General features: G+C 59.0%; 21 protein-coding genes. 6 read left to right on the top strand and 15 right to left on the bottom strand.

Translation table 11 applies throughout. From position 1 onward, the window contains the following. Nucleotides 1-23: 23 nt before the first annotated feature. From rpoD to rpsU, 3 genes are all read right to left on the bottom strand, one after another. Nucleotides 24-1871, bottom strand: coding sequence for an RNA polymerase sigma factor RpoD (gene rpoD, locus ASE98_RS12360; RefSeq protein ID WP_060541642.1), 1848 nt, complete (start codon nt 1869-1871; stop codon nt 24-26). 67 nt (nt 1872-1938) lie between these two features. After that, complete coding sequence (gene dnaG / locus ASE98_RS12355) at nt 1939-3918, bottom strand: DNA primase (protein WP_060541641.1); 1980 nt, start codon at nt 3916-3918, stop codon at nt 1939-1941. A gap of 482 nt (nt 3919-4400) precedes the next feature. Then, nucleotides 4401-4616 (bottom strand): 30S ribosomal protein S21, encoded by a 216-nt coding sequence (gene rpsU, locus ASE98_RS25805; RefSeq protein ID WP_002551877.1) that lies wholly within the window; start codon nt 4614-4616, stop codon nt 4401-4403. Nucleotides 4617-4815: 199 nt separating this feature from the next. Between rpsU and tsaD the strand changes: the two genes are divergently transcribed. Beyond that, a complete protein-coding gene (gene tsaD / locus ASE98_RS12345) occupies nt 4816-5841 on the top strand; it encodes a tRNA (adenosine(37)-N6)-threonylcarbamoyltransferase complex transferase subunit TsaD (protein WP_060541640.1) in 1026 nt (341 codons plus the stop codon). A 23-nt stretch (nt 5842-5864) separates the two neighbouring features. Here the strand turns inward: tsaD and plsY are convergent, their stop codons facing one another. After that, the gene (gene plsY, locus ASE98_RS12340) at nt 5865-6434 is read right to left on the bottom strand and encodes a glycerol-3-phosphate 1-O-acyltransferase PlsY (protein ID WP_060541639.1); all 570 of its coding nucleotides are present in this window, start codon (nt 6432-6434) and stop codon (nt 5865-5867) included. Between the two features lie 74 nt (nt 6435-6508). Here plsY and folB point away from each other — a divergent pair, with 74 nt between their 5' ends. Continuing rightward, on the top strand, nt 6509-6865 hold the full coding sequence (gene folB / locus ASE98_RS12335) for a dihydroneopterin aldolase (protein WP_060541638.1): 357 nt from the start codon (nt 6509-6511) through the stop codon (nt 6863-6865). Next, entirely contained in the window at nt 6856-7374 is a 519-nt protein-coding gene (gene folK / locus ASE98_RS12330) for a 2-amino-4-hydroxy-6-hydroxymethyldihydropteridine diphosphokinase (RefSeq protein WP_060541637.1), read from the top strand. Before folB ends, folK begins: the two co-directional genes overlap by 10 nt. 82 nt (nt 7375-7456) lie before the next feature. Here the strand turns inward: folK and ASE98_RS12325 are convergent, their stop codons facing one another. From ASE98_RS12325 to ASE98_RS12275, 11 genes are all read right to left on the bottom strand, one after another. Further along, nucleotides 7457-8686 carry a multifunctional CCA addition/repair protein gene (locus ASE98_RS12325; RefSeq protein ID WP_060541636.1) on the bottom strand — a complete coding sequence of 410 codons (1230 nt, stop codon included), beginning with the start codon at nt 8684-8686 and terminating at the stop codon, nt 7457-7459. 63 nt (nt 8687-8749) lie between these two features. Continuing rightward, nucleotides 8750-10312: a SpoVR family protein gene (locus ASE98_RS12320; protein WP_060541635.1), complete on the bottom strand. Its 1563-nt coding sequence runs from the start codon at nt 10310-10312 to the stop codon at nt 8750-8752. Beyond that, nucleotides 10309-11580 carry a YeaH/YhbH family protein gene (locus ASE98_RS12315; protein WP_007980218.1) on the bottom strand — a complete coding sequence of 424 codons (1272 nt, stop codon included), beginning with the start codon at nt 11578-11580 and terminating at the stop codon, nt 10309-10311. The genes ASE98_RS12320 and ASE98_RS12315 overlap by 4 nt, the downstream gene beginning before the upstream one ends. Nucleotides 11581-11721: 141 nt before the next feature. Further along, nucleotides 11722-13644 (bottom strand): PrkA family serine protein kinase, encoded by a 1923-nt coding sequence (locus ASE98_RS12310; RefSeq protein WP_060541634.1) that lies wholly within the window; start codon nt 13642-13644, stop codon nt 11722-11724. 297 nt (nt 13645-13941) lie between these two features. Beyond that, nucleotides 13942-14271, bottom strand: a complete 330-nt coding sequence (glpE, locus tag ASE98_RS12305) for a thiosulfate sulfurtransferase GlpE (RefSeq protein WP_060541633.1) — start codon at nt 14269-14271, stop codon at nt 13942-13944. Nucleotides 14272-14303: 32 nt separating this feature from the next. Beyond that, nucleotides 14304-15185: a symmetrical bis(5'-nucleosyl)-tetraphosphatase gene (locus ASE98_RS12300; RefSeq protein WP_060541632.1), complete on the bottom strand. Its 882-nt coding sequence runs from the start codon at nt 15183-15185 to the stop codon at nt 14304-14306. After that, nucleotides 15185-15565, bottom strand: a complete 381-nt coding sequence (gene apaG / locus ASE98_RS12295; RefSeq protein ID WP_060541631.1) for a Co2+/Mg2+ efflux protein ApaG — start codon at nt 15563-15565, stop codon at nt 15185-15187. Before apaG ends, ASE98_RS12300 begins: the two co-directional genes overlap by 1 nt. 114 nt (nt 15566-15679) lie before the next feature. Next, the gene (gene rsmA, locus ASE98_RS12290) at nt 15680-16498 is read right to left on the bottom strand and encodes a 16S rRNA (adenine(1518)-N(6)/adenine(1519)-N(6))-dimethyltransferase RsmA (protein ID WP_060541630.1); all 819 of its coding nucleotides are present in this window, start codon (nt 16496-16498) and stop codon (nt 15680-15682) included. Further along, entirely contained in the window at nt 16495-17484 is a 990-nt protein-coding gene (gene pdxA / locus ASE98_RS12285) for a 4-hydroxythreonine-4-phosphate dehydrogenase PdxA (protein ID WP_060541629.1), read from the bottom strand. The genes rsmA and pdxA overlap by 4 nt, the downstream gene beginning before the upstream one ends. Next, nucleotides 17481-18803: a peptidylprolyl isomerase SurA gene (gene surA / locus ASE98_RS12280; RefSeq protein WP_177336968.1), complete on the bottom strand. Its 1323-nt coding sequence runs from the start codon at nt 18801-18803 to the stop codon at nt 17481-17483. The genes pdxA and surA overlap by 4 nt, the downstream gene beginning before the upstream one ends. Then, nucleotides 18778-21579 (bottom strand): LPS-assembly protein LptD, encoded by a 2802-nt coding sequence (locus ASE98_RS12275; RefSeq protein WP_060541628.1) that lies wholly within the window; start codon nt 21577-21579, stop codon nt 18778-18780. Before ASE98_RS12275 ends, surA begins: the two co-directional genes overlap by 26 nt. 130 nt (nt 21580-21709) lie before the next feature. On the opposite strand from ASE98_RS12275, the gene ASE98_RS12270 reads away from it, so the two are divergent. The 3 genes from ASE98_RS12270 to ASE98_RS12260 are packed head-to-tail and all read left to right on the top strand — an operon-like array spanning nt 21710 to nt 24166. After that, nucleotides 21710-22729: an aminoglycoside phosphotransferase family protein gene (locus tag ASE98_RS12270; RefSeq protein WP_060541627.1), complete on the top strand. Its 1020-nt coding sequence runs from the start codon at nt 21710-21712 to the stop codon at nt 22727-22729. After that, nucleotides 22726-23397, top strand: a complete 672-nt coding sequence (gene murU / locus ASE98_RS12265) for an N-acetylmuramate alpha-1-phosphate uridylyltransferase MurU (RefSeq protein ID WP_060541626.1) — start codon at nt 22726-22728, stop codon at nt 23395-23397. Before ASE98_RS12270 ends, murU begins: the two co-directional genes overlap by 4 nt. Nucleotide 23398: 1 nt before the next feature. Beyond that, nucleotides 23399-24166, top strand: coding sequence for a DnaJ domain-containing protein (locus ASE98_RS12260; protein WP_060541625.1), 768 nt, complete (start codon nt 23399-23401; stop codon nt 24164-24166). Nucleotides 24167-24197: the final 31 nt, after the last annotated feature.

Genomic DNA, 24197 nt, shown 5'->3' with positions numbered 1-24197 from the left:
GGCCTGGGCCGGGGGTTCTGGTATCACTCGTCGAGGAAGGAGCGCAGATGCTCGCTTCTCGTCGGGTGGCGCAGCTTGCGCAGCGCCTTGGCTTCGATCTGACGAATCCGTTCACGGGTCACGTCGAACTGTTTACCAACCTCTTCGAGAGTGTGGTCGGTATTCATGTCGATACCGAAGCGCATGCGCAGTACCTTGGCTTCACGGGCAGTGAGGCCGGACAGGACTTCGCGAGTCGCCTCTTTAAGGCTCTCAACAGTGGCAACATCGATTGGCGACTGCATCGTCGAGTCTTCGATGAAGTCACCCAGATGGGAGTCTTCGTCATCACCGATCGGGGTTTCCATGGAGATCGGCTCTTTAGCGATCTTCAATACCTTGCGGATCTTGTCCTCAGGCATTTCCATGCGTTCGCCCAGCTCTTCCGGGGTCGGTTCGCGACCCATTTCCTGCAACATCTGGCGGGAAATACGGTTGAGCTTGTTGATCGTCTCGATCATGTGCACCGGAATACGGATGGTGCGGGCCTGGTCGGCAATCGAGCGAGTGATCGCCTGACGGATCCACCAGGTGGCATAGGTCGAGAATTTGTAGCCGCGGCGGTATTCGAACTTGTCTACCGCTTTCATCAAGCCAATGTTGCCTTCCTGGATCAGGTCGAGGAATTGCAGGCCACGGTTGGTGTACTTCTTGGCGATGGAGATCACCAGACGCAAGTTCGCTTCAACCATTTCTTTCTTCGCGCGGCGGGCCTTGGCCTCACCGATCGACATGCGACGGTTGATGTCCTTGATCTCGGCGATGGTCAAACCGGTTTCGGTTTCCAGCGCGGTCAGCTTCTGCTGGCAACGGATGATATCCGGCTGCAGACGGCCAATGGCTTCAGCGTATTTGCTTTTGCCTTTGGCCAGGGCGTCGCTCCAGCTTTCGTCGACTTCGTTGCCCGGGAACTGGCGCAGGAAATCGGCGCGCGGCATACGTGCATCACGTACGCAAAGCTGCATGATCGCGCGCTCTTGCTGACGCAGGCGATCCAGGGCGCTACGAACACGCTCGACCAAGCCTTCGAATTGCTTCGGCACCAGCTTGATCGGCATGAACAGCTCAGCCAGGGCCAACAGCTCGGCAATGGTTGCCTTGTTGTTGCGACCGTGCTTTTTCAGCGCCTTGCGGGTGATTTCCATTTGATCGGCAACAGCACCAAAGCGCTGTGCAGCGATAACCGGATCCGGACCGCTTTCGGCTTCTTCCTCGTCATCCGAGGCTTCTGCGTCATCGTCGTCGGACTCGTCGTCGGCCTTGGCGGCTTTCGCATCGATCGGCGGCGGCACTTCTGCTGCAGGCGGCGCAATACCGTCGTCCGGGTCGATATAACCGCTCAGGACGTCGGACAGGCGACCACCTTCGGTGGTGACGCGGGTGTACTCGGAGAGAATATGGTCGACCGTGCCAGGGAAGTGCGCGATTGCGCTCATCACTTCACGGATGCCCTCTTCAATACGTTTGGCGATTTCGATTTCGCCTTCACGCGTGAGGAGTTCGACCGTACCCATTTCGCGCATGTACATGCGCACCGGGTCGGTAGTACGACCAATGTCGGTCTCGACCGCCGCCAATGCAGCGGCAGCCTCTTCGGCTGCGGCTTCGTCGGTATCGGCGTCGGCCAGCATAAGGGAATCCTTATCTGGCGCAACCTCGAATACGTTGATCCCCATGTCATTGATCATGCGGATGATGTCTTCCACCTGTTCCGGATCTGAAATATCCTCCGGCAGGTGGTCGTTGACCTCCGCGTAAGTCAGGTAGCCCTGCTCACGACCAAGTGTGATCAACTCTTTGATACGAGACTGCTGTTGCGCTTTTCCGGACATAACACCCTATCCACTGAAGGTCTTGGCGGGCAAAAAACAAGCCGAGGATTATACCTGAGCTATGACCTCACGCGCCAGTTGAGGTCGGGTTTGGTGCAGCCATATTGCGTTTTAATAGGTCGCGCATCTGATTTGCGATCTGATTTGCTTCCTCTGCAGTCAACCCTGGCTGCTTCGCTTTCCTGATGAGTTCTTCCAGGCTATCGGTGTGTTGACCCGCTGATAACCTAGTAATGGTGTCTAAAAACTGTTGTTCAAGGTTGTCGCCCTCAATCAGCCATTCCTTTTCTGCCAGGGCCTTGAGCAAGCGACCCTGCTCCGTGCCGTGCCAGCGAGCCATCAGCTGAATAGAGTTTAGCTTAGGATTTTTTTGCACCGCTTCGATAAGGGCAACCAGCAACTGTGCGTAGGTATTGCTCTCATTGGCGAAGTGGTTGGCGGTTTCTACCTTGCCGGCCAATTGCGGGTGATGGATTAGTGTGCGTAACGCAATCAGCGTGGGTGCCTCGACAGCAATAGGCTTGCGTGGGGCGCTCGGTTGATCGCGGTCGCCGCCGCGCTTGCCGTTCTTGTCCCAAGGCTTCTTCTCCCACTTCTTGCCGCCAGCGCCGGGTTTTTTCGGCGTCCATTCCTGCTGCGGCACATACATTTCCTGTGCGTGCGGCTGATGGTAGTCGCTTAAGTCCGGCATTGCGTCGTAATCGAAGCCCGGATCGTAGGCGGGCGGCGCTTCTTGTGGCGCGCTCTGGGCCAGCTGGCTGACGGCTTCACCGCTGAGCCCGGTGATTTGCGTCAGGCGCTGGCGCATCAGTGTGCGCAGGTTGGCCCCCGGGACTTTGTCGATCAGCGGTGCTGCGAGCGTCGCCATGTGCGCCTTGCCTTCGAGCGAGCGCGGGTCCGACTCTTCGGTCAGCTGCTGGAAGAAGTAGTCCGCCAGGGGCTGTGCGTGCTGATTGATGCGTGCGCGGAAGGCGTCGGTGCCTTCGGAGCGAACCAGGGTGTCCGGGTCTTCGCCTTCGGGCAGAAACAGAAAGCGTGCGCGACGTCCGTCCTGCAGGCTCGAAAGCGTCGCTTCCAGTGCTCGCCAGGCGGCGTTGCGGCCGGCCTGGTCACCGTCGAAGCAGAACAGCACGTTGGGCACGACGCGAAACAATCGCTTGAGGTGTTCTTCGCTGGTGGCGGTGCCCAAGGTGGCGACGGCATTTCGCAGGCCTTGCTGGGCGAGGGCGATAACGTCCATGTAGCCTTCGACGACGATGATTTCGTCGAGGTTGCGATTGTTCTTGCGCGCTTCATAAAGGCCGTAGAGTTCCTGGCCTTTATGGAAGACCGGAGTTTCCGGTGAGTTCAGGTATTTCGGTTTGTCATCGCCCAGTACCCGGCCACCAAAGGCGATGATGCGCCCGCGGCTGTCGCGGATCGGAAACATGACGCGATCGCGGAAGCGATCATAGCGTTTGCCGGTTTCGGCGTTTTCGATCAGCAGGCCGGCGTCGATCATGGCTTTTTGTTGCAGGGTATCGCTGCTCAAATGCTTGAACAGGTTATCCCAGCCCGGCGGAGCGAAGCCGAGGCCGAAATCCCGGGCGATTTCGCCGGTCAGCCCGCGGCCTTTGAGGTAATCCACTGCGGCTTTGCGCGATGGGTGGCTTTTCAGGGCTTGCCGGTAGAAGTCCGCGGCAGCGCTGAGCAACGGGTACAGCGGCGAATCAGTTGGTTGCCGCGGTTTGTGCGGTCGACCGCTTTCTTCGCGGGGGATTTCCATGCCGGCGGCTTTGGCCAGTTCTTCGACGGCCTGGACGAAATCCAGGTTGTCGTGGTCCATGATGAAGCCGAGGGCGTTTCCGCCAGCGCCGCAGCCGAAGCAGTAATAGAACTGTTTGTCGGGGCTGACGCTGAAGGACGGGGTTTTCTCTTTATGGAACGGGCAGCAGGCGGTGTGGTTCTTGCCGGCTTTTTTCAGTTGCAGGCGCGAGCTGACCACGTCGACGATGTCGGTGCGGTTCAGAAGGTCGTCAATGAAGCTCTGGGGAATTAGCCCGGCCATGGCGTTCTCGTCATCTGCGCTCAAAGGGGTCCGAAACGAAGGTTAGCCGAACGCGGGTCATTGTTAGGGGCGCGCAAGATGTGCGGCTCGACCGTTGTCGTCTGCGAAGTCGTTGTCGGGGAGTGTATCTGCCGAAAATCCACTGACGTTAATTCCAATCAGTATTCGACTATGTGAAAGTGTTGCGCTGAGTCCGCCTGCGGCCAGTCGTTGGCCTCGGATAGCTCATCATTCGGCACGCATGCAGGTGCCTTGGGCTGATCGTCGTGAGAGGAATCAGTGGGTGTGCTCGTCAGTAGCCTTGAAAGGCTCGTCAGAAAAGACGTGCACCGCTGGCAAAAGAGCCAGGTCTGACGCGGTGAAGCAGATTTGTCTTGGTCGCGTCTGCGGCTTTGACAGTGAAGCATCAAGCGTTTTACGCAAATGCCATTAGCCCGGCTGAGAGCCGGGCTTGGCAGAAGCTTGCTACGATCGTCTGTGTATTAGTACAGACGAACGGCGCGGCGCTGTTCGCGCTGAACTTTCTTGGCGTGACGCTTAACAGCGGCTGCTGCCTTGCGCTTACGCTCAGAAGTTGGCTTCTCGTAAAATTCGCGGCTACGAACTTCAGCCAGTACACCGGCTTTTTCGCAGGAGCGCTTGAAACGACGCAGAGCTACGTCGAAGGGTTCGTTCTCTTTTACTTTGACGGCTGGCATCCAGAGCTACCTTCATTCATTACCGGGGTCAACATCCTCGCGGCAAAAGTGCACTTGAAGACGTCGGTTTTTAAGGGTTGCGGATGTTAACCCCTCATCGCTCGGAATGCAAAGCCTCTGATCGAAAACCGCTGGTCGGGGCATCACGCGACGACTATTATGCGCGCCTTCGAATTCAGCCTAAACAAGGCGCAAACCCATGCTAGTACTGGGATTAGAAACCTCCTGCGACGAAACCGGCGTCGCACTTTACGACAGTGAGCGCGGTCTGCTGGCCGATGCGCTGTTCAGTCAGATCGACCTGCATCGCGCCTATGGCGGCGTGGTGCCGGAGCTGGCTTCGCGTGATCACGTCAAACGCATGCTGCCCTTGATTCGTCAGGTGTTGGCCGAGGCTGACTGCGTGCCGACAGAGATTGACGCGATCGCCTACACCGCGGGTCCTGGCCTGGTCGGTGCCTTGCTGGTGGGAGCTTCCTGCGCGCAGGCGCTGGCCTTCGCCTGGGGTATTCCGGCCCTTGGCGTGCACCACATGGAAGGTCATTTGCTGGCACCGATGCTGGAGTCGCAACCGCCGCAATTTCCGTTCGTCGCTTTGTTGGTCTCCGGTGGTCACACTCAGCTGGTGCAGGTCGATGGAATCGGTCAATACACCCTTCTGGGTGAGACGCTGGACGATGCCGCCGGTGAAGCATTCGACAAGACCGCGAAGATGATGGGACTCCATTATCCAGGTGGTCCGGAAATCGCTCGCCTGGCAGAACAGGGTATTGCGGGGCGCTTCGTCTTTCCGCGGCCGATGTGCGACCGCCCGGGCCTCGATTTCAGCTTCAGCGGCCTGAAAACCTTCGCGCTGAACACCTGGCAGCAGTGCGTGAGCGCCGGGGACGACAGCGAACAAGCTCGTTGCGACATCTCGCTGGCGTTCCAGCAAGCCGTGGTGGAGACTTTGACCATCAAGTGCAAGCGTGCCCTGAAAGCGGCAGGCATGAAGCGTCTGGTGATTGCCGGGGGCGTCAGTGCAAACAAGGCGCTGCGCTCTTCTCTTGAGAAGATGCTCGGAGACATGAAAGGTGACGTTTTTTATGCGCGACCGCAGTTTTGTACTGACAATGGCGCGATGATTGCGTTTGCCGGCTGCCAGCGTCTGCAGGCCGGTCAGCAGGAGAGCCTGGCGATCAGCGTGCAGGCACGTTGGCCGATGGAGCAGTTGTCGGCACTGTGAGGAGCGCCGCTCATGTGCGGCCGCTAAAAATGCCGTTCGCGCCCGGCAAACAGGTCGCGTAGATTGCCGCGATGGCGCCAGACGATCAGTCCGGTCAGTGCGCTCATGGGCAGCAGGGCCGCCGGTTCTTGCCAGGCCAGCAACGGCAGGGTCAGCGGCGTGGCAATGAGCGCGGCCAGTGAGCTGGTGCGGGTCAGGTAGAACGTCAGCAGCCAGGCGCAGACTGCCAGCAGGGCGGCGGGCGGATAGAGGCCCAGCAACATGCCGGCGGCGGTGGCGACACCCTTGCCGCCCCGAAAGCAAAAGTATATTGGGTACAAATGGCCGATGACGGCGCAGACGCCAATCCAGGCCTGCTCCTGCAGCGAAAGCCCTGCAAGGCTTGCAATCAGTACCGGCAGCAAGCCTTTGCAAAGGTCGCCGAGCAAGGTCAGGATGGCCAGTTTCTTGCCAGCCAGACGCAGCATGTTGGTGGCGCCGGCATTGCCTGAGCCACTCATTCGCGGATCCGGATTACCGGTCAGGCGGCTGAGCAAAATGGCGAAGGACAGAGAGCCGAGCAGGTAGGCGAGGATCGCCAGTAACCAAAACATGCTAACTATTCCGGGCGGGGACGCCCTGATTCTAACGGCGCATTGCGCCCTTGTCGTGTAGCGGAGAGAAGTGCTTGGACAGAGTGTTTATCAAGGGCCTGGAAGTCGACACGGTAATTGGTGCCTACGACTGGGAGCGAGGCATCCGGCAGTGCTTGCGTCTGGATTTGAGCTTCGCCTGGGATAATCGCCCGGCCGCCGCCGGTGATGACCTGACCCTGGCGCTTGACTACGCCAGCGTGTCCTCACGTATCCAGGCTTTTGCCGAGCAGGCGCAATTTCAGTTGGTCGAGACATTTGCCGAGCGTCTGGTCGAGGTGTTGATGAGTGAATTCAGCATCACCTGGGTGCGTCTCAAGCTGACCAAGCCCGGCGCCGTACCGGCTGCCACCGGTGGCGTAGGTGTGGAGATCGAGCGCGGATGTCGCTGACTCAGGTGTTCCTCGGGCTCGGTAGCAATATCGAGCGCGAAACCCATTTGCAGGCAGGTCTGGATGCTCTCGCGGCGTTTTTGGTGGATATCCGCTGCTCGGCAGTATTTGAAAGTGAGCCGGTAGGCATCAAGAGCGGATCGTTTTTCAATTTCGTGGTGTCGGCGTATACCGATTTGCCGCTGATGGAGCTGGATCGTCGCTTGAAATTCATTGAGGCGGATAACGGTCGTTACGCACCGGATCGCCGAGGTTTGCCGCTGGATATCGACGTTTTGCTCTACGGTGAGCTGGTGGGCAATTTCGATGGATTGGTTTTGCCGCGGGCCGAAATTCTGAAAAATGCCTTTGTGTTATGGCCTTTGTCGTTGATTGCGCCGGAGCGGGTGCATCCTGGTGTCGGCAAGAGTTTCGCCACGCTGTGGGCTGAGTCGCAGATTGATCAGGTGCTGGCGCCGGTGGCGTTTGAGTGGCGTGGGGAGCAGTTGACGCCTTCGAATTTGTTGTAAGTCGCAAGACGCCTTCGCGAGCAAGCCCGCTCCCACAGGGCTTGCGCTGAACCTGTGGGAGCGGGCTTGCTCGCGAAGCTCTTCACACGGACGCAGCTTCTTTGTAAGCCTTCAGTGCTTTGAGCCGTTCACGCTTGATCGCTTCACCCAGCTCCGGCCCCTTGAATCCTTTCTCCAGCAGCGGCTGCACCGCAACACTGCGCGCCGCCATCGCTGCCCCACGCAAATAATCCGCCTGTGGATAACTTCGCTGTTCCAGGCCTTTGCGTCCACGTGCATCCATTTCGCACGCGGCAATGAATTCCTCGAAGCGTTGCGGTCGACGATAAACGTCGAAGCTTTGCAGCAGCTCAAGCAGCGTTGAAGGCTTGAGTTCAAGGGCGCGATGCCCGTGGGTGTGATATTCGCCCACCAGCAGCGCCAGTTCCTGGCAATCCCTGGGTGCCTTGAAACGTTCGTTGACCGCTTTGATCAGCTTCAGGCCTTTGAACTCGTGGGCGATGTGCCGCGGCCATTCTTCCTCTGGCGTCAGGCCTTTGCCCAGGTCATGCAGCAGGCTGGCCCAGCGCACGGTGAGTGGCTGTTTGTGTTGTGCGGCTTGCTGCAAGACGTTCAGGATGTGCTCGCCGGTGTCGATTTCCGGGTGATGAGCTTCAGGTTGTGGCACGCCGAAGAGTGCGTCCACTTCGGGCATCAGCACCTTCAGGGCGCCGCATTCGCGCAGTACCCGAATGAACACTTGGGGCTGATCTTCCATCAGTGCGCGGGAAATTTCCTTCCAGCTGCGTTCAGCCGTCAAAGCCTCCAGTTCGCCGGATTCGCTGAGCTGGCGCATAAGCTCCAGGGTTTCTGGGGCGACGGTGAATCCCAGTCCGGCATAACGCGCGGCGAAGCGGGCTACACGCAGAACCCTGAGCGGATCTTCGGCGAATGCCGGGGAAACGTGGCGCAGCACGCGCGCTTCCAGATCACGCTGACCATGATAAGGATCGGTCAGGTTCTGTTGATCGTCTTCGGCCATGGCGTTAATCGTCAGGTCGCGGCGAATCAGGTCTTCTTCCAGAGTCACTTCGGGGCTGGCATGAAAGGTAAAGCCGCCGTAACCGCGTCCGCTTTTGCGTTCGGTACGGGCCAGGGCGTATTCCTCACCGCTTTTGGGATGAAGAAATACCGGGAAGTCCGCACCCACTGGACGAAAGCCCTTGGCGAGCATTTCATCGGTGGTAGCGCCGACCACTACCCAATCGATATCGGTGACGGGTTTGCCCAGCAGGCGATCACGTACGGCGCCGCCGACTTTATAAATCTGCATAAAAAACCTCCGTTAGCTCGACAGGATAACCGTTGCGTCGGGCTTTCGGAGGCGCAAACCGGATCAAAGATGAATGACGGCCAGGTCCAGCCGGCCGTAATCGCCTTCGCTATGCTCGTTTCTGGGTGGTACATGGTGGGTTTTCATGACCTGGTCGCCTTGCAGGGTCTCCAGGTGAATGTCGAAGCCCCAGAGGCGGTGCAGGTGTTTGAGTACTTCCTCGGTGGACTCTCCCAGGGGTTTGCGGTCGTGCTGCTGGTGGCGCAAGGTCAGGGAGCGATCGCCGCGACGATCGATGCTGTAGATCTGCACGTTCGGCTCGCGGTTGCCCAGGTTGTACTGCGCGGCCAGGGTTTCACGAATGATGCGGTAGCCGCCTTCATCGTGAATGGCCGGCACCAGCAAGTCATCCTTCTGGTCGTCATCGAGAATGCTGAACAGCTTGAGGTCGCGGATCACCTTGGGCGAAAGGTACTGCAGGATGAAGCTCTCGTCCTTGAAGCTGCTCATGGCGAACTTGATGGCTGCCAACCAGTCGCTGCCTGCAATGTCCGGGAACCAGCGACGGTCTTCTTCCGTTGGCTCTTCGCACATGCGCCGAATGTCCCGGTACATGGCAAAACCCAGGGCGTAGGGGTTGATGCCGCTGTAATAGGGGCTGTCGAAGCCGGGCTGGAACACCACGCTGGTGTGGGACGTCAGGAACTCCATCATGAAGCCGTCGGTGACCAGGCCCTCGTCGTACAAATCGTTCATCAGCGTGTAGTGCCAGAACGTTGCCCAGCCCTCGTTCATCACCTGGGTCTGGCGTTGAGGGTAAAAATACTGGGCGATCTTGCGCACGATCCTGACGATTTCCCGCTGCCAGGGCTCCAGCAACGGCGCGTGTTTTTCGATGAAGTACAGGATGTTTTCCTGGGGTTCAGCGGGGAAGCGTGCGTTGTCCTTGTCGCTGTATTTGTCCGCGCCTTTGGGGATGGTGCGCCACAGGTCATTGATCTGTTTCTGCATGTGCTCCTCCCGATCCTTCTGCCGGCGGCGTTCCTCTTCGGCAGAAATCGGATAGGGGCGCTTGTAGCGGTCGACCCCGTAGTTCATCAAGGCGTGGCAGGAATCCAGCAAGTCCTCGACCGCGTCGATGCCGTGGCGCTCCTCGCATTGCATGATGTACTGCTTGGCAAATACCAGGTAATCGATGATCGAACTGGCATCGGTCCAGGTACGGAACAGGTAATTGCCTTTGAAAAAGCTGTTATGGCCGTAGCAGGCGTGGGCGACGACCAATGCTTGCATGCAGATGGTGTTTTCTTCCATCAGGTAGGCAATGCACGGGTCGGAGTTGATCACGATTTCGTACGCCAGGCCCATCTGGCCGCGACTGTAGGACTTTTCGGTGCTGAGGAAGTGTTTGCCATAGGACCAGTGGTGATAACCCAGAGGCATGCCGACGGAGGCATAGGCGTCCATCATCTGCTCGGCGGTGATCACTTCGATCTGGTTAGGGTAGGTATCGAGGGCGTAGCCCGCCGCAATACGACTGATTTCGCGGTCATAGGCCTGGATCAGCTCGAATGTCCATTCGGAGCCGGTGGAAATGGGTTGGCGCTTCTGCTCTTTGGCGGTCATGTCACTAACCTGCGCTGGAAGAGTTCACGGAAGACCGGATAGATATCCCCGGCCGAGACCAGTTGTTGCTGGGCAAAGGTGTCGGAAAACGCTTCGGCGATGCGCTCATATTCGAACCACAGGGCCTGATGTTCGCGCGGGGTAATCTCAACGTAAGTGTAGTACTGGACGAACGGCATGATCTGGTTGATCAGGATGTCGCGGCAGATCGGTGAGTCGTCGTTCCAGTTGTCGCCGTCGGAAGCCTGGGCAGCGTAGATGTTCCACTCATTGCTCGGATAACGCTCGGCCATGATCTCCTGCATCAGTTTCAAGGCGCTGGAGACGATGGTCCCGCCGGTCTCGCGGGAGTAGAAAAACTCTTCCTCATCCACTTCGCGGGCGCTGGTGTGATGGCGGATGAACACGACATCGATCTTGTCGTAATTTCGCTTGAGGAACAGGTACAGCAGGATGAAGAAGCGCTTGGCGATGTCCTTGGTCGCCTGGGTCATCGACCCGGAGACATCCATCAGGCAGAACATCACGGCCTTGGAGCTGGGGTTGGGCTGCTTGATCAGCAGGTTGTACTTGAGGTCGAAAGTATCGAGAAACGGCACGCGATGAATGCGCGCGCTGAGTTTTTCGATTTCTGCTTCGATTTCCTGAATATCACCGAAGTTGTCCGGTTCTTCCTGCTTTAGTCGCAGAAGTTCTTCCTTGGCTTCGCGCAGTTTCGCCCGGCTGCTGCCGGACAGTGCGATGCGCCGCGCATGGGCTGAACGCAGGGTGCGGATGATGTTGATTCGTGACGGGTTGCCTTCGTTGCTGATCCCGGCACGTACGGTTTTGAAAGTGTCGGTACCGGTCAGGTTGCGCTTGACCAGGTTTGGCAGTTCGAGGTCTTCGAACATGAATTCGAGGAATTCTTCCTGGGTGATCTGGAAGACGAACTCGTCCATTCCTTCGCCGGAGTTGCCAGCCTTGCCAGGACCACGGCCGCCTCCGCCTCCCGGTGGGCGCGCGATGTGCTCGCCACTGGTGAACTCCTTGTTACCCGGGTGCACGACTGTCTGTTTGCCGCCGCGACCGTGATGAAGCACCGGTTCGTCGATGTCGCGACCAGGGATGCTGATTTGCTCGCCGTGCTCCATATCCGTGATGGAGCGACGGCTGACCGCCTCTTCGACGGCTTTTTTGATGTGATCACGGTAACGCCGCAGAAACCGCTGACGGTTCACCGTGCTTTTGTTCTTGCCATTGAGGCGTCGGTCGATCACATAGCTCATAGGCCCTCCGGGGAGCTTCGAGTCATAAGCTTCAAGCTGCAAGACAGAAGCTTCAGAAACAAGCGGCGCGCGACATATGGCCACAATTACGCAAACAGCGCGTTCTCGTTGCTGCAGTGTCGCGTGCCGTTTGCAGCTCCCTTACTGGGACTTTCTCACCCTCAAGTACCACTCGGACAGCAGCCGTACCTGTTTGTCGGTGTAACCGCGCTCGACCATACGTGTAACGAAGTCGTTGTGTTTCTGCTGGTCCTCTTTGCTCGCCTTGGCGTTGAAACTGATGACTGGCAGCAGGTCCTCGGTGTTGGAGAACATTTTTTTCTCGATGACCACCCGTAGTTTTTCGTAGCTGAGCCAGGTTGGGTTCTTGCCGTTGTTGTTGGCCCGGGCGCGCAAGACGAAGTTGACGATTTCGTTGCGGAAATCCTTCGGATTGCTGATGCCGGCCGGTTTTTCGATTTTCTCCAGTTCTTCGTTCAGCGCTACGCGGTTGAGGATCTCGCCGGTTTCCGGGTCGCGGTATTCCTGGTCCTGGATCCAGAAGTCGGCGTACAGCACATAGCGATCGAAGATGTTCTGGCCGTACTCGCTGTAAGACTCGAGGTAGGCGGTCTGGATCTCCTTGCCGATGAATTCGATGTAGCGCGGTGCCAGGTACTCCTTGAGGAAGCGCAGATAGCGTTCGCGGGTTTCGGCCTGGAACTGTTCCTGTTCGATCTGCTGTTCCAGCACGTAGAGCAGGTGCACCGGGTTGGCGGCGATTTCGTGTGGATCGAAGTTGAAGACCTTCGACAGAATCTTGAACGCGAAACGGGTGGAGAGGCCGTTCATGCCCTCGTCGACCCCTGCGTTATCGCGGTATTCCTGGATCGACTTGGCCTTCGGATCGGTGTCCTTGAGGTTCTCGCCGTCGTACACGCGCATCTTCGAATAGATGTTGGAGTTTTCTGGCTCCTTGAGGCGCGAGAGCACAGTGAACTGGGCCAGCATCTTCAGGGTGTCGGGTGCGCAATGGGCCTTGGCCAGGGAGCTGTTGAACAGAAGCTTGTCGTAGATCTTCACTTCGTCGCTGACCCGCAGGCAGTACGGCACTTTGACGATGTAGATCCGGTCGATGAAGGCTTCGTTGTTCTTGTTGTTGCGGAAGGTGTGCCATTCCGATTCGTTGGAGTGGGCCAACAGGATCCCGGTGAACGGAATCGCGCCGAGGCCTTCGGTACTGTTGTAGTTGCCTTCCTGGGTGGCGGTCAGCAGTGGGTGCAGCACCTTGATCGGCGCCTTGAACATTTCGACGAATTCCATCAAGCCCTGGTTGGCCCGGCACAGGGCCCCCGAGTAGCTATAAGCGTCGGCGTCATTCTGTGGATATTCTTCCAGTTTGCGGATATCGACCTTACCGACCAGCGCCGAGATGTCCTGGTTGTTTTCGTCTCCCGGTTCGGTCTTGGCCACGGCGATCTGGTTAAGAATCGACGGGTAGAGTTTGACTACGCGGAACTGGCTGATGTCGCCACCGAACTCGGCCAGGCGTTTAGTGGCCCATGGCGACATGATGGTGTTGAGGTAGCGCCGCGGAATGCCGAAGTCTTCCTCGAGGATCGCGCCATCTTCGGTGGCGTTGAACAGACCCAGGGGCGATTCGAATACCGGTGAGCCCTTGATCGCGTAGAAGGGCACTTTTTCGATCAATTGTTTGAGCTTTTCGGCCAGGGACGATTTACCACCACCGACAGGACCGAGCAGGTAAAGAATCTGTTTCTTTTCCTCCAGGCCCTGAGCGGCATGGCGGAAATACGAGACGATCTGGTCGATGCATTCTTCCATCCCGTGGAAGTCTTCAAAGGCCGGATAGCGACGAATCACCTTGTTGGAGAAGATTCGCGACAGCCTCGAGTTGGTCGAGGTGTCGAGCAGTTCAGGTTCTCCGATGGCCAGCAGCAGACGCTCGGCGGCGGAAACGTAGGCGCTGCGGTCGTTTTTGCACAGCTCCAGATACTCTTGCAGAGAGAGTTCTTCCTGGCGTGTGGACTCGAAGCGTTGTTGGAAGTGGCTAAAGATACTCATGACGTCACCTCGCTCGATACGTGGAGCCGACGCCGGATCATTCAGTCGATGCTGGCAGCAATCGAACAGGCGATTGCTGTTTACCCCCCAGAACTCTCCCGGAGCTGACGACTCCGAAAGCTACTCCCGATGACCCGTGCGCCGGTGTACCGGCTCTCCCCTGTTTTGGATGGCCTGCGCTTAAGGATAGTTGGGAATTCGGGAGGTAAAGGTGAGATACGTAATTAACTGTGGCAGACCGTTCGTCTGCCTCCGCGCAAGCCCACGGAGGCCGGGGCTTGCAAGGTTACAAAAAAATTATTCAGAGGTGCCTTGCGCCGTTTCCGCAGGATAGGTCGTGCGCCACAGCTCGAAACCGCCATCCATGCTGTAGACATCGGAAAAGCCCTGGCTGATCAGGTAGGCGGCAGCACCCTGACTGGAGTTGCCGTGATAGCAGACCACCACGGTCGGTGCGTCGAGGTCGGCGCCCTGAATGAAGGCGTGCAGGGAATGGTTGTCCAGGTGTCTGGAGCCTGCGATGTGCAGGGCGGCAAAAGTGGCGGGGTCGCGGACGTCAACGACCACCGCGCCTTGCTCGCGCAAGGCCTGGGCCTGTTCCGGGGGGATGCGTTTGAATTCGCTCATGTCGGGCTCCTGTGGCTCGGCTGAATGGCAGTCTAGCGCGGGGCGCTGGCTGGCGATGTTTGGGTAATGGTCGGGGCGACTGGCGGCAGGGCGTGACCGTGCTCGTCGCATTTGCAGGACAGACGTTCAAAGCTGTCGACATTCATAAGGGTCAGGGCTCCGCCCCAGACGCAACCGGTATCGAGGGCCAGGATGCCCGGCACCTCACTCTTGCCTTCCAGTGCGGCCCAATGGCCAAAGATGATTTTCAGGTCTTTGGTCTTGCGTTCCAGGTGATGGAACCAGGGCTTGTAGCCGGGTGGTGCAGTGCCGAGGCCTTCTTTGCTTTTGAGGTCAAGCTTGCCTTCGGCGGTGCAGAAGCGCATGCGCGTGAAATAGTTGGTGATTACACGCAGGCGCGTCACGCCTTTGAGGTCGCTGTCCCATTTCGCCGGGTCGTTGCCGTACATCCCGTCGAGATAAAGCGGCAGCAAGTTGTCGTCGCGCAATGCAGTCTCGACTTCGGCTGCAAGCTTCAGGGCTTTGCGCAGCGACCACTGGGGTGGAATACCGGCATGGACCAGGGCCACATTGCGTTGCTCGTCGTAGTGCATGAGCTTTTGCTGGCGCAGCCATTCGAGCAGCTCGGTGCAATCCGGGGCTTCGATAATCTCGCGCAGGGTATCCGACTTTTTCAGTCGTTCGATGTTGCGACCGGCGGCCAGCAGGTGCAAGTCGTGATTGCCCAGCACGCACACCAGCGATTCGCGAATGCTATAGAGGAAGCGCAGGGTTTCCAGCGATTGCGGGCCGCGGTTGACCAGGTCGCCCACCAGCCAGAGTCGATCCCGTTGTGGATCGAAGTCGACTTGCTTGAGCAGGCATTGCAGTGCTTGCAGGCAGCCTTGCAGATCGCCGACCGCGTAAGTTGCCATCAGTGCAAGGCTCCGGGCACCGCCAGGCGAAAGGGCGCGATGATGGCGTCGAAATGTTTGCCATCGTCGGCCAGCATCTGATAGGTGCCTTGCATCGTGCCGACTTTGGAGGTCATCACAGTGCCGCTGCTGTAGGTGTGGCTTTTGCCAGGCTCGATCAACGGCTGTTGGCCAACCACGCCTGCACCGCGCACTTCTTCGACATGCCCGTCACCATCGGTGATTACCCAATGCCGCGACAGCAACTGGGCGGGGACCAGGCCATTGTTTTGCACGGTAATGGTGTAGGCGAAGGCAAAGCGTTCGTGCTCGGGTTGCGATTGTTCTGCCAGATAGCGGGTGACGACGCTGACGTCGACCTGATAGCGAGGATCGGACATGCAAGGGGCCTTAAAAACGAAGCGGGACGCGGGGCGAAGCTGATGGATTCAGTCTAGGCCAAGTATCGGGTAGTAAACCAGAGTGGCGTCCTACCCGATAGCGCTCATCGCCTGTCAGTCTGCGGCAGGCGTCTGTACGACTTGTTCGCTGAGCTTGTCAGCCAGTCGCACAAAGGCAGCCAGGTCGAGTTGCTCCGGGCGCAGACTGCCGTCGACACCGGCGGCAGTGATCTCGTCGTTGCTCAGCAGCAGCTTGAGCGTGTTACGCAGGGTTTTACGACGCTGGTTGAACGCTTCGCGCACGACGCGCTCCAGCAGGCGGTGATCCTTGGCTGGATGCGGCAGTACGGCGTGAGGCACCAGGCGCACGATGGCTGAATCGACTTTTGGTGGCGGGTTGAACGCCCCCGGCCCAACGTTGAACAGATGCTCGACCCGGCAGTGGTACTGGACCATGATCGACAACCGGCCCCAATCGCCGCCGCCGGGACCTGCCGCCAAGCGCTCGACCACTTCCTTTTGCAGCATGAAGTGCATGTCGCGAATCAGGTGCGAGTTGTGCAGCAGGTGAAAAATCAGCGGCGTCGAGATGTTGTACGGCAGGTTGCCGACCACGCGCAGGCTGCCCGGCGCAGCATTCAGGCTGTTGAAGTCGAACTTCAGCGCATCACCCTGATGCAGGTTGAAGTTGCTCCTGCCGGCAAACTGCTGGTTGAGGATCGGGATCAGGTCCTTGTCCAGTTCCACCACGTCGAGCTGGGCGCCGCTGCTGAGCAGGCCTTGGGTCAGTGCACCCTGGCCAGGGCCGATTTCCAGCAAGCGGTCTTCGGCCTTGGCATGGATGGAGCGCAGGATGCGGTCGATAACGCCGGCATCGTGCAGGAAGTTCTGGCCAAAGCGTTTGCGCGCCTTGTGTTGGTATTGCTCGGTCATAAACGGGTCTCGGCCATCTGGTAGGCGGTTTCCAGGGCGACTTGCAGGCTGCCGGTGTCGATCTTGCCGCTGCCGGCCAGGTCCAGGGCGGTGCCATGGTCGACCGATGTGCGGATGATCGGCAAGCCGAGGGTCACGTTGACTGCCGCGCCGAAGCCTTTGTACTTCAGCACCGGCAGGCCCTGGTCATGGTACATCGCCAGCACTGCGTCGCAGTGCTCCAGATATTTGGGGGTAAACAGAGTGTCGGCGGGCAGGGGGCCACGAAGGTCCATTCCCTCGCTGCGCAGGCGCTCTAATGTGGGTTCGATGATATCGATTTCTTCATGGCCCAGGTGTCCGCCTTCACCGGCGTGGGGGTTGAGCCCGCAGACCAGGATGCGCGGCCGGGCGATGCCGAACTTGTTTTGCAGATCGGCATGCAGGATGCGTGTGACTTGCTCCAGACGCTGCGGCGTGATCGCATCGGCAATCTCGCGCAGGGGCAGGTGGGTGGTCACCAGGGCTACACGCAATCCGCGTGTAGCCAGCATCATTACCACTTGTGCGGTATGGGTCAGGTCGGCGAGAAATTCCGTGTGTCCGGAAAAAGCGATCCCCGACTCGTTGATCACGCCCTTGTGCACGGGGGCAGTGATCATGCCGGCGAAATGCCCGTCCAGGCAGCCCTGGCCTGCCCGGGTGAGGGTTTCCAGGACGAACGCGGCATTGGCCTTGTCCAGTTGTCCGGCTGTGACCCTGGCGTTGAGCGGGGTATCCCAGACGTACAGGCTGTTGGCTGGCGCCGGTGCATCCGGCCAGTTGTCCGGGGTCACTGGCAACAAGTCGACGGCCACGCCCAACTGCGTGGCCCGCTCGGAGAGCAGGTCACGGCTGGTAATGGCAATAAGGGGGTGTGGCTGGGCTTGCGAGGCGAGCAGCAGGCACAGGTCGGGACCTATGCCGGCTGGTTCGCCGGGTGTCAGCGCGAAACGTTGGGGTTTCACTGAGTTGCCTGGTCTGCGCCAGGGAGTTTGATTTCTACGTACGCCTCGTCACGGATCTGACGCAGCCAGGTTTGCAGTTCTTCGTCGTATTTGCGGTTACGCAGTACGGTCATCGCCTGTTGCTCGCGAGCCTGGGCGGTGCTGTCGGTGGCGCGACGGCCAAGGACTTCCAGAACATGCCAGCCGTATTGAGTCTGGAAAGGGCGCGACAGCTGACCTTGAGGGGTCTTGGCCATCACTTCGCGGAACTCGGGCACCAATGCGTTCGGGTCGATCCAGTTCAGGTCGCCGCCGTTGAGGGCAGATCCCGGATCTTCCGAGTAGCTTTTCGCCAGCTCGCCGAAGTCTTCACCCGATTCGATACGGGTGTAGAGCGAATCGGCCAGTGCCTTGGTTTTTGCTTCGTCGCGGATCGGGCTTGGCTTGACCAGGATGTGACGCACATGCACTTCATCGCGCATCTGGGTTTCGCCGCCACGCTTGTCGAGGATCTTCAGGATAATGAAGCCCCCCGGGGTGCGCATAGGCTGGGTCACGTCGCCAACGGTCATGCTGCTGAGCAGGCGATCGAACGGAGGTGGCAGTTGAGCGGCTTTACGCCAGCCCATGTCGCCGCCTTCCAGTGCGGTTTCGCTGGCGGACTTGGCAATGGCCAGTTGAGCAAAGTCAGCACCTTGCTTGAGCTGCTGGTAAACCGCGTCGGCCTGTCTGGCAGCATTCTGAATCGCTTCGGAGTTGGCGCTTTCCGGCGTGGGAATCAGGATGTTGGCCAGGCGGAACTCTTCGGACAGCTGCATTTTGCCAAGGTCGGAAGCCAGGAAGTTCTTCACTTCCTGCTCGGAGACCTGGATGCGTTCGGCGACGCGGCGCTGACGGACACGGCTGATCACCATTTCGCGACGAATCTGCTCACGTGCGTCGTCGTAAGACAGGCCATCGTGAGCCAGGGCTGCGCGGAACTGTTCGATCGACATGTTGTTGCGCTGGGCGATGGTGCCGACAGCCTGGTTCAGTTCTTCGTCGGTAATGCGGATGCCGGAGCGCTCGCCGATCTGCAATTGCAGGTTTTCGACGATCAGACGCTCAAGTACCTGCTGCTCCAGCACGCTGGCTGGCGGCACGGCAGAACCACGCTTGGCAATGGTTTGCTGAACTTCATTGACCCGACGGTCCAGTTGGCTCTGCATGACCACGTCGTTGTCGACGATGGCCACCACTTTGTCGATGGACTGCACTGCGGCGCTCGCCGCAGTACTCAGGAACAGCGCGCCCAGCATCAGCGGGCGCAGACAATCAGAAAGCTTGGTCTTCACGTTCACGATAACCTTGAATGCCTTTGTCGAGGAAGCTCTCTACTTTGGAGCCGGTAAGGCCGCCGAGTCCCTTCAGAACAATTTGGAGGAAGACGCCATGGTCGCCTTTTTCGTTTTCAGGAGCTTCCTGACTGAATTCGTCATAGGAAACCCAGTAACGGTTGATCAGGCGCAGTTTCCAGCAGCAGTTGTCGTACTCGAAACCACCGAAGGCTTCCAGGGTACGGTTTTGGTTGTAGTCATACTGCCAGCGGCTGATGAGGTTCCATTGTTGCACGATCGGCCAGATCACCGAGAAATCGTGCTGTACGATCTTGTAGTAATCCTTCACGTAGCCAGGCTGGCCTGGAGTGCCGTAGTCACCGCCACCGACGGTCCATTTACCAGTGTTCTGGTCGTAACGGACCTGGTCATTACGATAGCGATAGCCGGCGTTGATGACCTTGTTCGGATTGTCTTCAGGCTGGTAGTGGAACATCGCGCTGCCCGACCGAGGGCTGCGGCTGTCCGGGTCCCAGTTGTAGTCGGCCGTGGTGCGCCAGTCGCGGTTCCAGCGGTACTCGTATTCCAGTGCGTAAGGCGAAACGTCGGAATGCGCATCTTCACGGGTCTTGGCATCGATGCCCGGCAACTGGACTTCGCGATCCTTGAAGTACAAGGCCTGGCCGACGCTGACGCGTTGACGCTCGAAGCCATCGTCTTCGATCCAGCGGCTGGTCACGCCCAGGGACAGCTTGTTCTCGTCGCCGACACGGTCGGCACCGGAGAAGCGGTTGTCACGGAACAGCGACGCATAGTTGAAGGTGTATTCGCTGGTATCGAATACCGGGATGTCTTCCTGGTCTTCCTCTGGTACGTAGAGGTAGAACAGGCGTGGTTCGAGAGTCTGGCGGTAGTTCTTGCCGAACCATTGGGTGTTGCGATCGAAGTACAGGCCGCTGTCGACGCTGGCGATCGGCACCGCACGGTTCTGATTACTGTCGAAGGTCCCCAGGAGCTTGTCCTGTTCTGGAGTCTGACCGTCGATAAAGGCTTTGCCTTGACTGTCCAGGTCCAGTTGGTACTGAGTGTATTGGTACTTGAGCGACGGCTTGAGGAACCCATAAGTCCAGTTCAGCGGCAGGCTGACCACAGGTGCAAGGTTCAGGCGGTCGCCGTTTGCGCGCGCCAGGCCGACGACGTTGGTATCAAGGCGCGGCGCCACATTACCGTCTTCATCGGTGAAGCTGCCGTTTTGCAGATCCCGGTCAAACCGTACGAGTTCAGTGTTGTACGTGAAATCGAGACCGCCCGGATGGTAAGGAAGCGCACCATCGAAGGTGATCTGCGGCAACCGGTCATACGGCGTGATGTTGGAGACGCTTGCCAGCTCATAGGCATGGGCATTCAGGCGAGCGGTGTAGCTGTCACCACGGTAGGTGATGGAGCCTTGCTGGTTCACGTAATCGGCACTTTTCACGCCGATCTGGTCAGTCTGCAGATCCTGGAAGTAATACGGATCGCTGATTTCGGTGTAGTCGACCTGCGCGAGGGTCCGCGAGTCGAGGCCACCCTTGTGCTGCCAGTTATACATGTAGCGGTCTTTCTGGTAATCGCTCTGCAGCTTGCGATCGTCGTTCTCGTCGCTGAGGTACGCCGCACCGAACTGACCTTCGCTGGATTTGGTCAGGTAGCGGAACTCGCCTTCCATCAACAGGCCGCGATCGGACATGTAGCGTGGATACAACGTGGCGTCGTAGTTCGGCGCCAGGTTGAAGTAATACGGCGTAACCAGCATGAAGCCGGTGTCGGTGCCGGTGCCGATGGTCGGCGGCAGGAAGCCGGACTGGCGACGGTCGTCGATCGGGAAGTAAATGTACGGCGTGTACAGGATTGGAATGTCCTTGACCCGCAGTGTCACGTTGGTCGCGGTACCGAAGCCGGTGGCCGGGTTCAGGGTGATGTTGTTGCCCTTGAGCTGCCAGGCGTTGCTGTTCGGTTCGCAGGTGGTGTACGTACCGTCCTTGAGACGGATGATCGCGTTTTCCGCACGCTTGGCGTACAGCGCGTTGCCGCGGATACGGGATTTGTGCATCACGTATTCGGCGTTGTCGACCTTGGCTTCACCGGTGTCGAGCTGCACATCGGCGTGGTCGCCGACGATCAGGGCGCCGTTGTCGCGGATGCGTACGTCACCATTGAGTTCTGCGCGGCTCTCGGCCTGATACAGGCTGGCCTCGTCGGATTCGACCTGCATGCTGCCCTGACGCAACACCACGTCACCGGCCAGCGTGCCGACCTGGTTTTCGGTGTTGTAGCGCGAAGCCTTGGCGCCGATGAAGGTCGGTGCGTCACTTTTATTCGTCTTGTCGCTCATGCCAGGACGAATCGGCTCGATATAGGAACCAGAGCAATAAGGACCGGTTTCGGCCAATTGTGCTGCGGTGAGCTGATCGCGGGGAACCCAGTCGAGGTGACTGTAGTCTTCGCTACGCGACTTCAGGCCACGGCCCTTGGCTTCGGTGACCAGCGCCGTCTTGGCGACTGTTGCTTCGCCGGAACCGCTCTCGGCAGCTGGGGCCTCGCCGGTTGCGGAGACTGCACTGCCGTCATGCACGGGACGTGGCGGCAAAGCAGCTGCCGACGTCTTCGGCGCGCAATTCCAGGCACCCGAAGCCGAGACGGAGCAGTCATACTGTTCCGCGGCGACGACGAACGAAGTGGCGAGGGGTTGCAGTGCCAGCAAACTGCCGGTTACCAGCAACGGAAATTTTTTACGAAACGCGGGGGATTTCAATGCCATCTTATTAGTCCGGGCTTCCTGCGTGCCATCTGCCCGCGGTGTGGGCCGCACGCCTCTCGATGGTCTGAAAAAGATGCTGGATAATAAAGCATGACCCGCTTGACGGCTAGCGCCGTCGGAGACCCTTGCAATGCCTGACCAAGATGTACGTTTGCAACACCTGAAAGTTTGGCTCGACGAACAGCTGGCAAACCTTTACGCGGCACAGGGTTGGGGGATCGTACCCCCGGCCACACTGACCGCGGCCAGCAGCGACGCAAGTTTTCGGCGGTACTTCCGCTGGGAAGGCGCAGGCAAAAGTTTTGTCGTCATGGATGCCCCTCCGCCCCAGGAGAACTGCAAACCTTTCGTGGATATCGCTTTTTTGCTGGCGAAATCCGGAATAAATGTGCCAAAAATTTATGCTGAAGACCTCGAACGCGGTTTTCTTTTGCTCAATGACCTGGGCAATAAGACTTATCTGGATGTAATCGACAGCGAAAACGCCGACGATTTGTTCAAGGATGCCCTGCAAGCGCTGCTGGCTTTCCAGCAGTTGCCGATGGTGGCGCCGCTGCCGAGCTACGACGTGGCACTGTTGCGTCGCGAGCTTGAGTTGTTTCCCGAGTGGTACGTGAAGCGCGAACTGGGAATCGAGCTCGATTCGGCACAGCAGGCCTTGTGGCAACAGGTCAGCGACCTGCTGATCGACAGCGCCCTGGCCCAACCCAAAGTCCTGGTGCATCGTGACTACATGCCGCGCAACCTGATGCTCAGTGAACCGAACCCAGGGGTGCTGGACTTCCAGGACGCGGTGTATGGACCGGTCACCTACGACGTGACCTGCCTGTTCAAGGACGCCTTCCTCAGTTGGCCAGAAGAGCGTGTGCGCGGCTGGCTCCAGCTTTACTGGCAGCAGGCGGGCGCTCTGGGCATTCCCGTGCAACCGGATTTCGAGGAATTCCTGCGTGCCAGCGACCTGATGGGTGTGCAGCGCCATCTGAAGGTCATCGGTATCTTTGCCCGCATCTGCCATCGCGACGGCAAGCCGCGTTATCTGGGTGACGTGCCGCGTTTCTTCGCTTACATAGAAGCAGTGGTCGCCCGCCGTCCTGAACTGGCCGCGTTGGGTGAACTGCTGACGAGTCTGCGTGCTGGAGCGAATGCATGAAGGCAATGATTCTGGCTGCGGGCAAAGGCGAGCGCATGCGTCCGCTGACGCTCACTACGCCAAAACCGCTGGTACGCGCGGGCGGCGTGCCCTTGATCGAGTATCACCTGCGCGCGCTGGCCGCTGCCGGGTTTACCGAGATCGTCATCAACCATGCATGGCTCGGTCAGCAGATCGAAGACTATCTGGGCGATGGCTCGCGTTTCGGGGTGAGCATTCAGTACTCGGCCGAAGGTGAGCCACTGGAAACCGGTGGCGGGATTTTCCGCGCCTTGGCGCTGTTGGGCGACGAAGCCTTTCTGGTGGTCAACGGTGATGTCTGGACCGATTACGATTTCAGTGTGCTGCATCAGCCTATCAGCGGCCTGGCCCACCTGGTGCTGGCCGACAACCCGGCCCATCATCCGGGCGGAGATTTCAGCCTGATTGGTACCCAAGTGAGTGACGGTCAACCGCAAGCCGCTACCCTGACCTACAGTGGGATCGCGGTACTGCACCCACAGTTGTTCGATGGCTGTGCGGCCGGTGCCTTCAAGCTCGCGCCGCTTTTGCGCAAAGCCATGGCGGATGGGCAAGTGACGGGAGAGCGATTGAAGGGGCATTGGGTTGATGTCGGTACTCACGAACGTCTGGCTGAAGTCGAAGCATTGCTAGAAGCGAGCCGCTGACATGTTGTGGCCAGGGACTCTGATTGGAGCCGGAGCGGGCTTTGCCATCGCCAGTATTCCGGGGGCCATGCTCGGCGCGTTGTTGGGACAGGCGCTGGATCGGCGCTTGAACCTGCAGAGCTGGGGGCATTTGCGGGAAAAGCTGGGCGGTCGCCCGATGCTGCGCAACGATGAGCTGCTGTTCGTTTTACTGGGACGCCTGGCCAAGTGTGACGGACGGGTGCTGGGCGGACATATCCAGCAGGCGCGTGCGGAAATGCGCTCCCTGGAGATGTCCGAATCGGCCCAGCGTCGGGCGATTGCCGCATTCAACCGTGGCAAGTCGGGCCGCGATCGGCTTCGCAGTTATCTGCGTCGCTTGGGGGCCCAGCCCCACGCGGCCGAAGGCGTACTGCGCGCCTGCTGGCGGATGATTTGGGCTGACGGTCGTGCGGGTGGCAACGAGCTCGAACTGATCTCCCAGTGGGGCAAGTGGCTGGGCTGGGATGCCTGGCAGGTGCAGGCGCTGGCTCGCGATTATGAGCCGCAGAAGCGCCCGTTAGGCAACAGCACCGCGACCTATCAGGATGCGTTGCGGCTATTGGGTGTTTCGGCCACCAGTGAGCCGGCGCAGATCAAAAATGCCTATCGGCGCCTGCTCAGTCGCCATCACCCAGACAAGATTGCCGGCAGTGGCGCTACGGCAATGCAGGTTCGCGAGGCTACTGACAAGACTCGTGAGCTGCATAACGCCTACACATTGATTCGGGAGCGGCGGGATTTCCGCTGACCCGGGCTGAAGTGTTGTTTGTGCTGCCTTC

Source organism: Pseudomonas sp. Leaf48 (assembly GCF_001421885.1).
Taxonomy (GTDB): Bacteria; Pseudomonadota; Gammaproteobacteria; order Pseudomonadales; family Pseudomonadaceae; genus Aquipseudomonas.
Note: the sequence above shows the minus strand (reverse complement) of the source record. Positions and strands in the feature narration are given on the sequence as shown.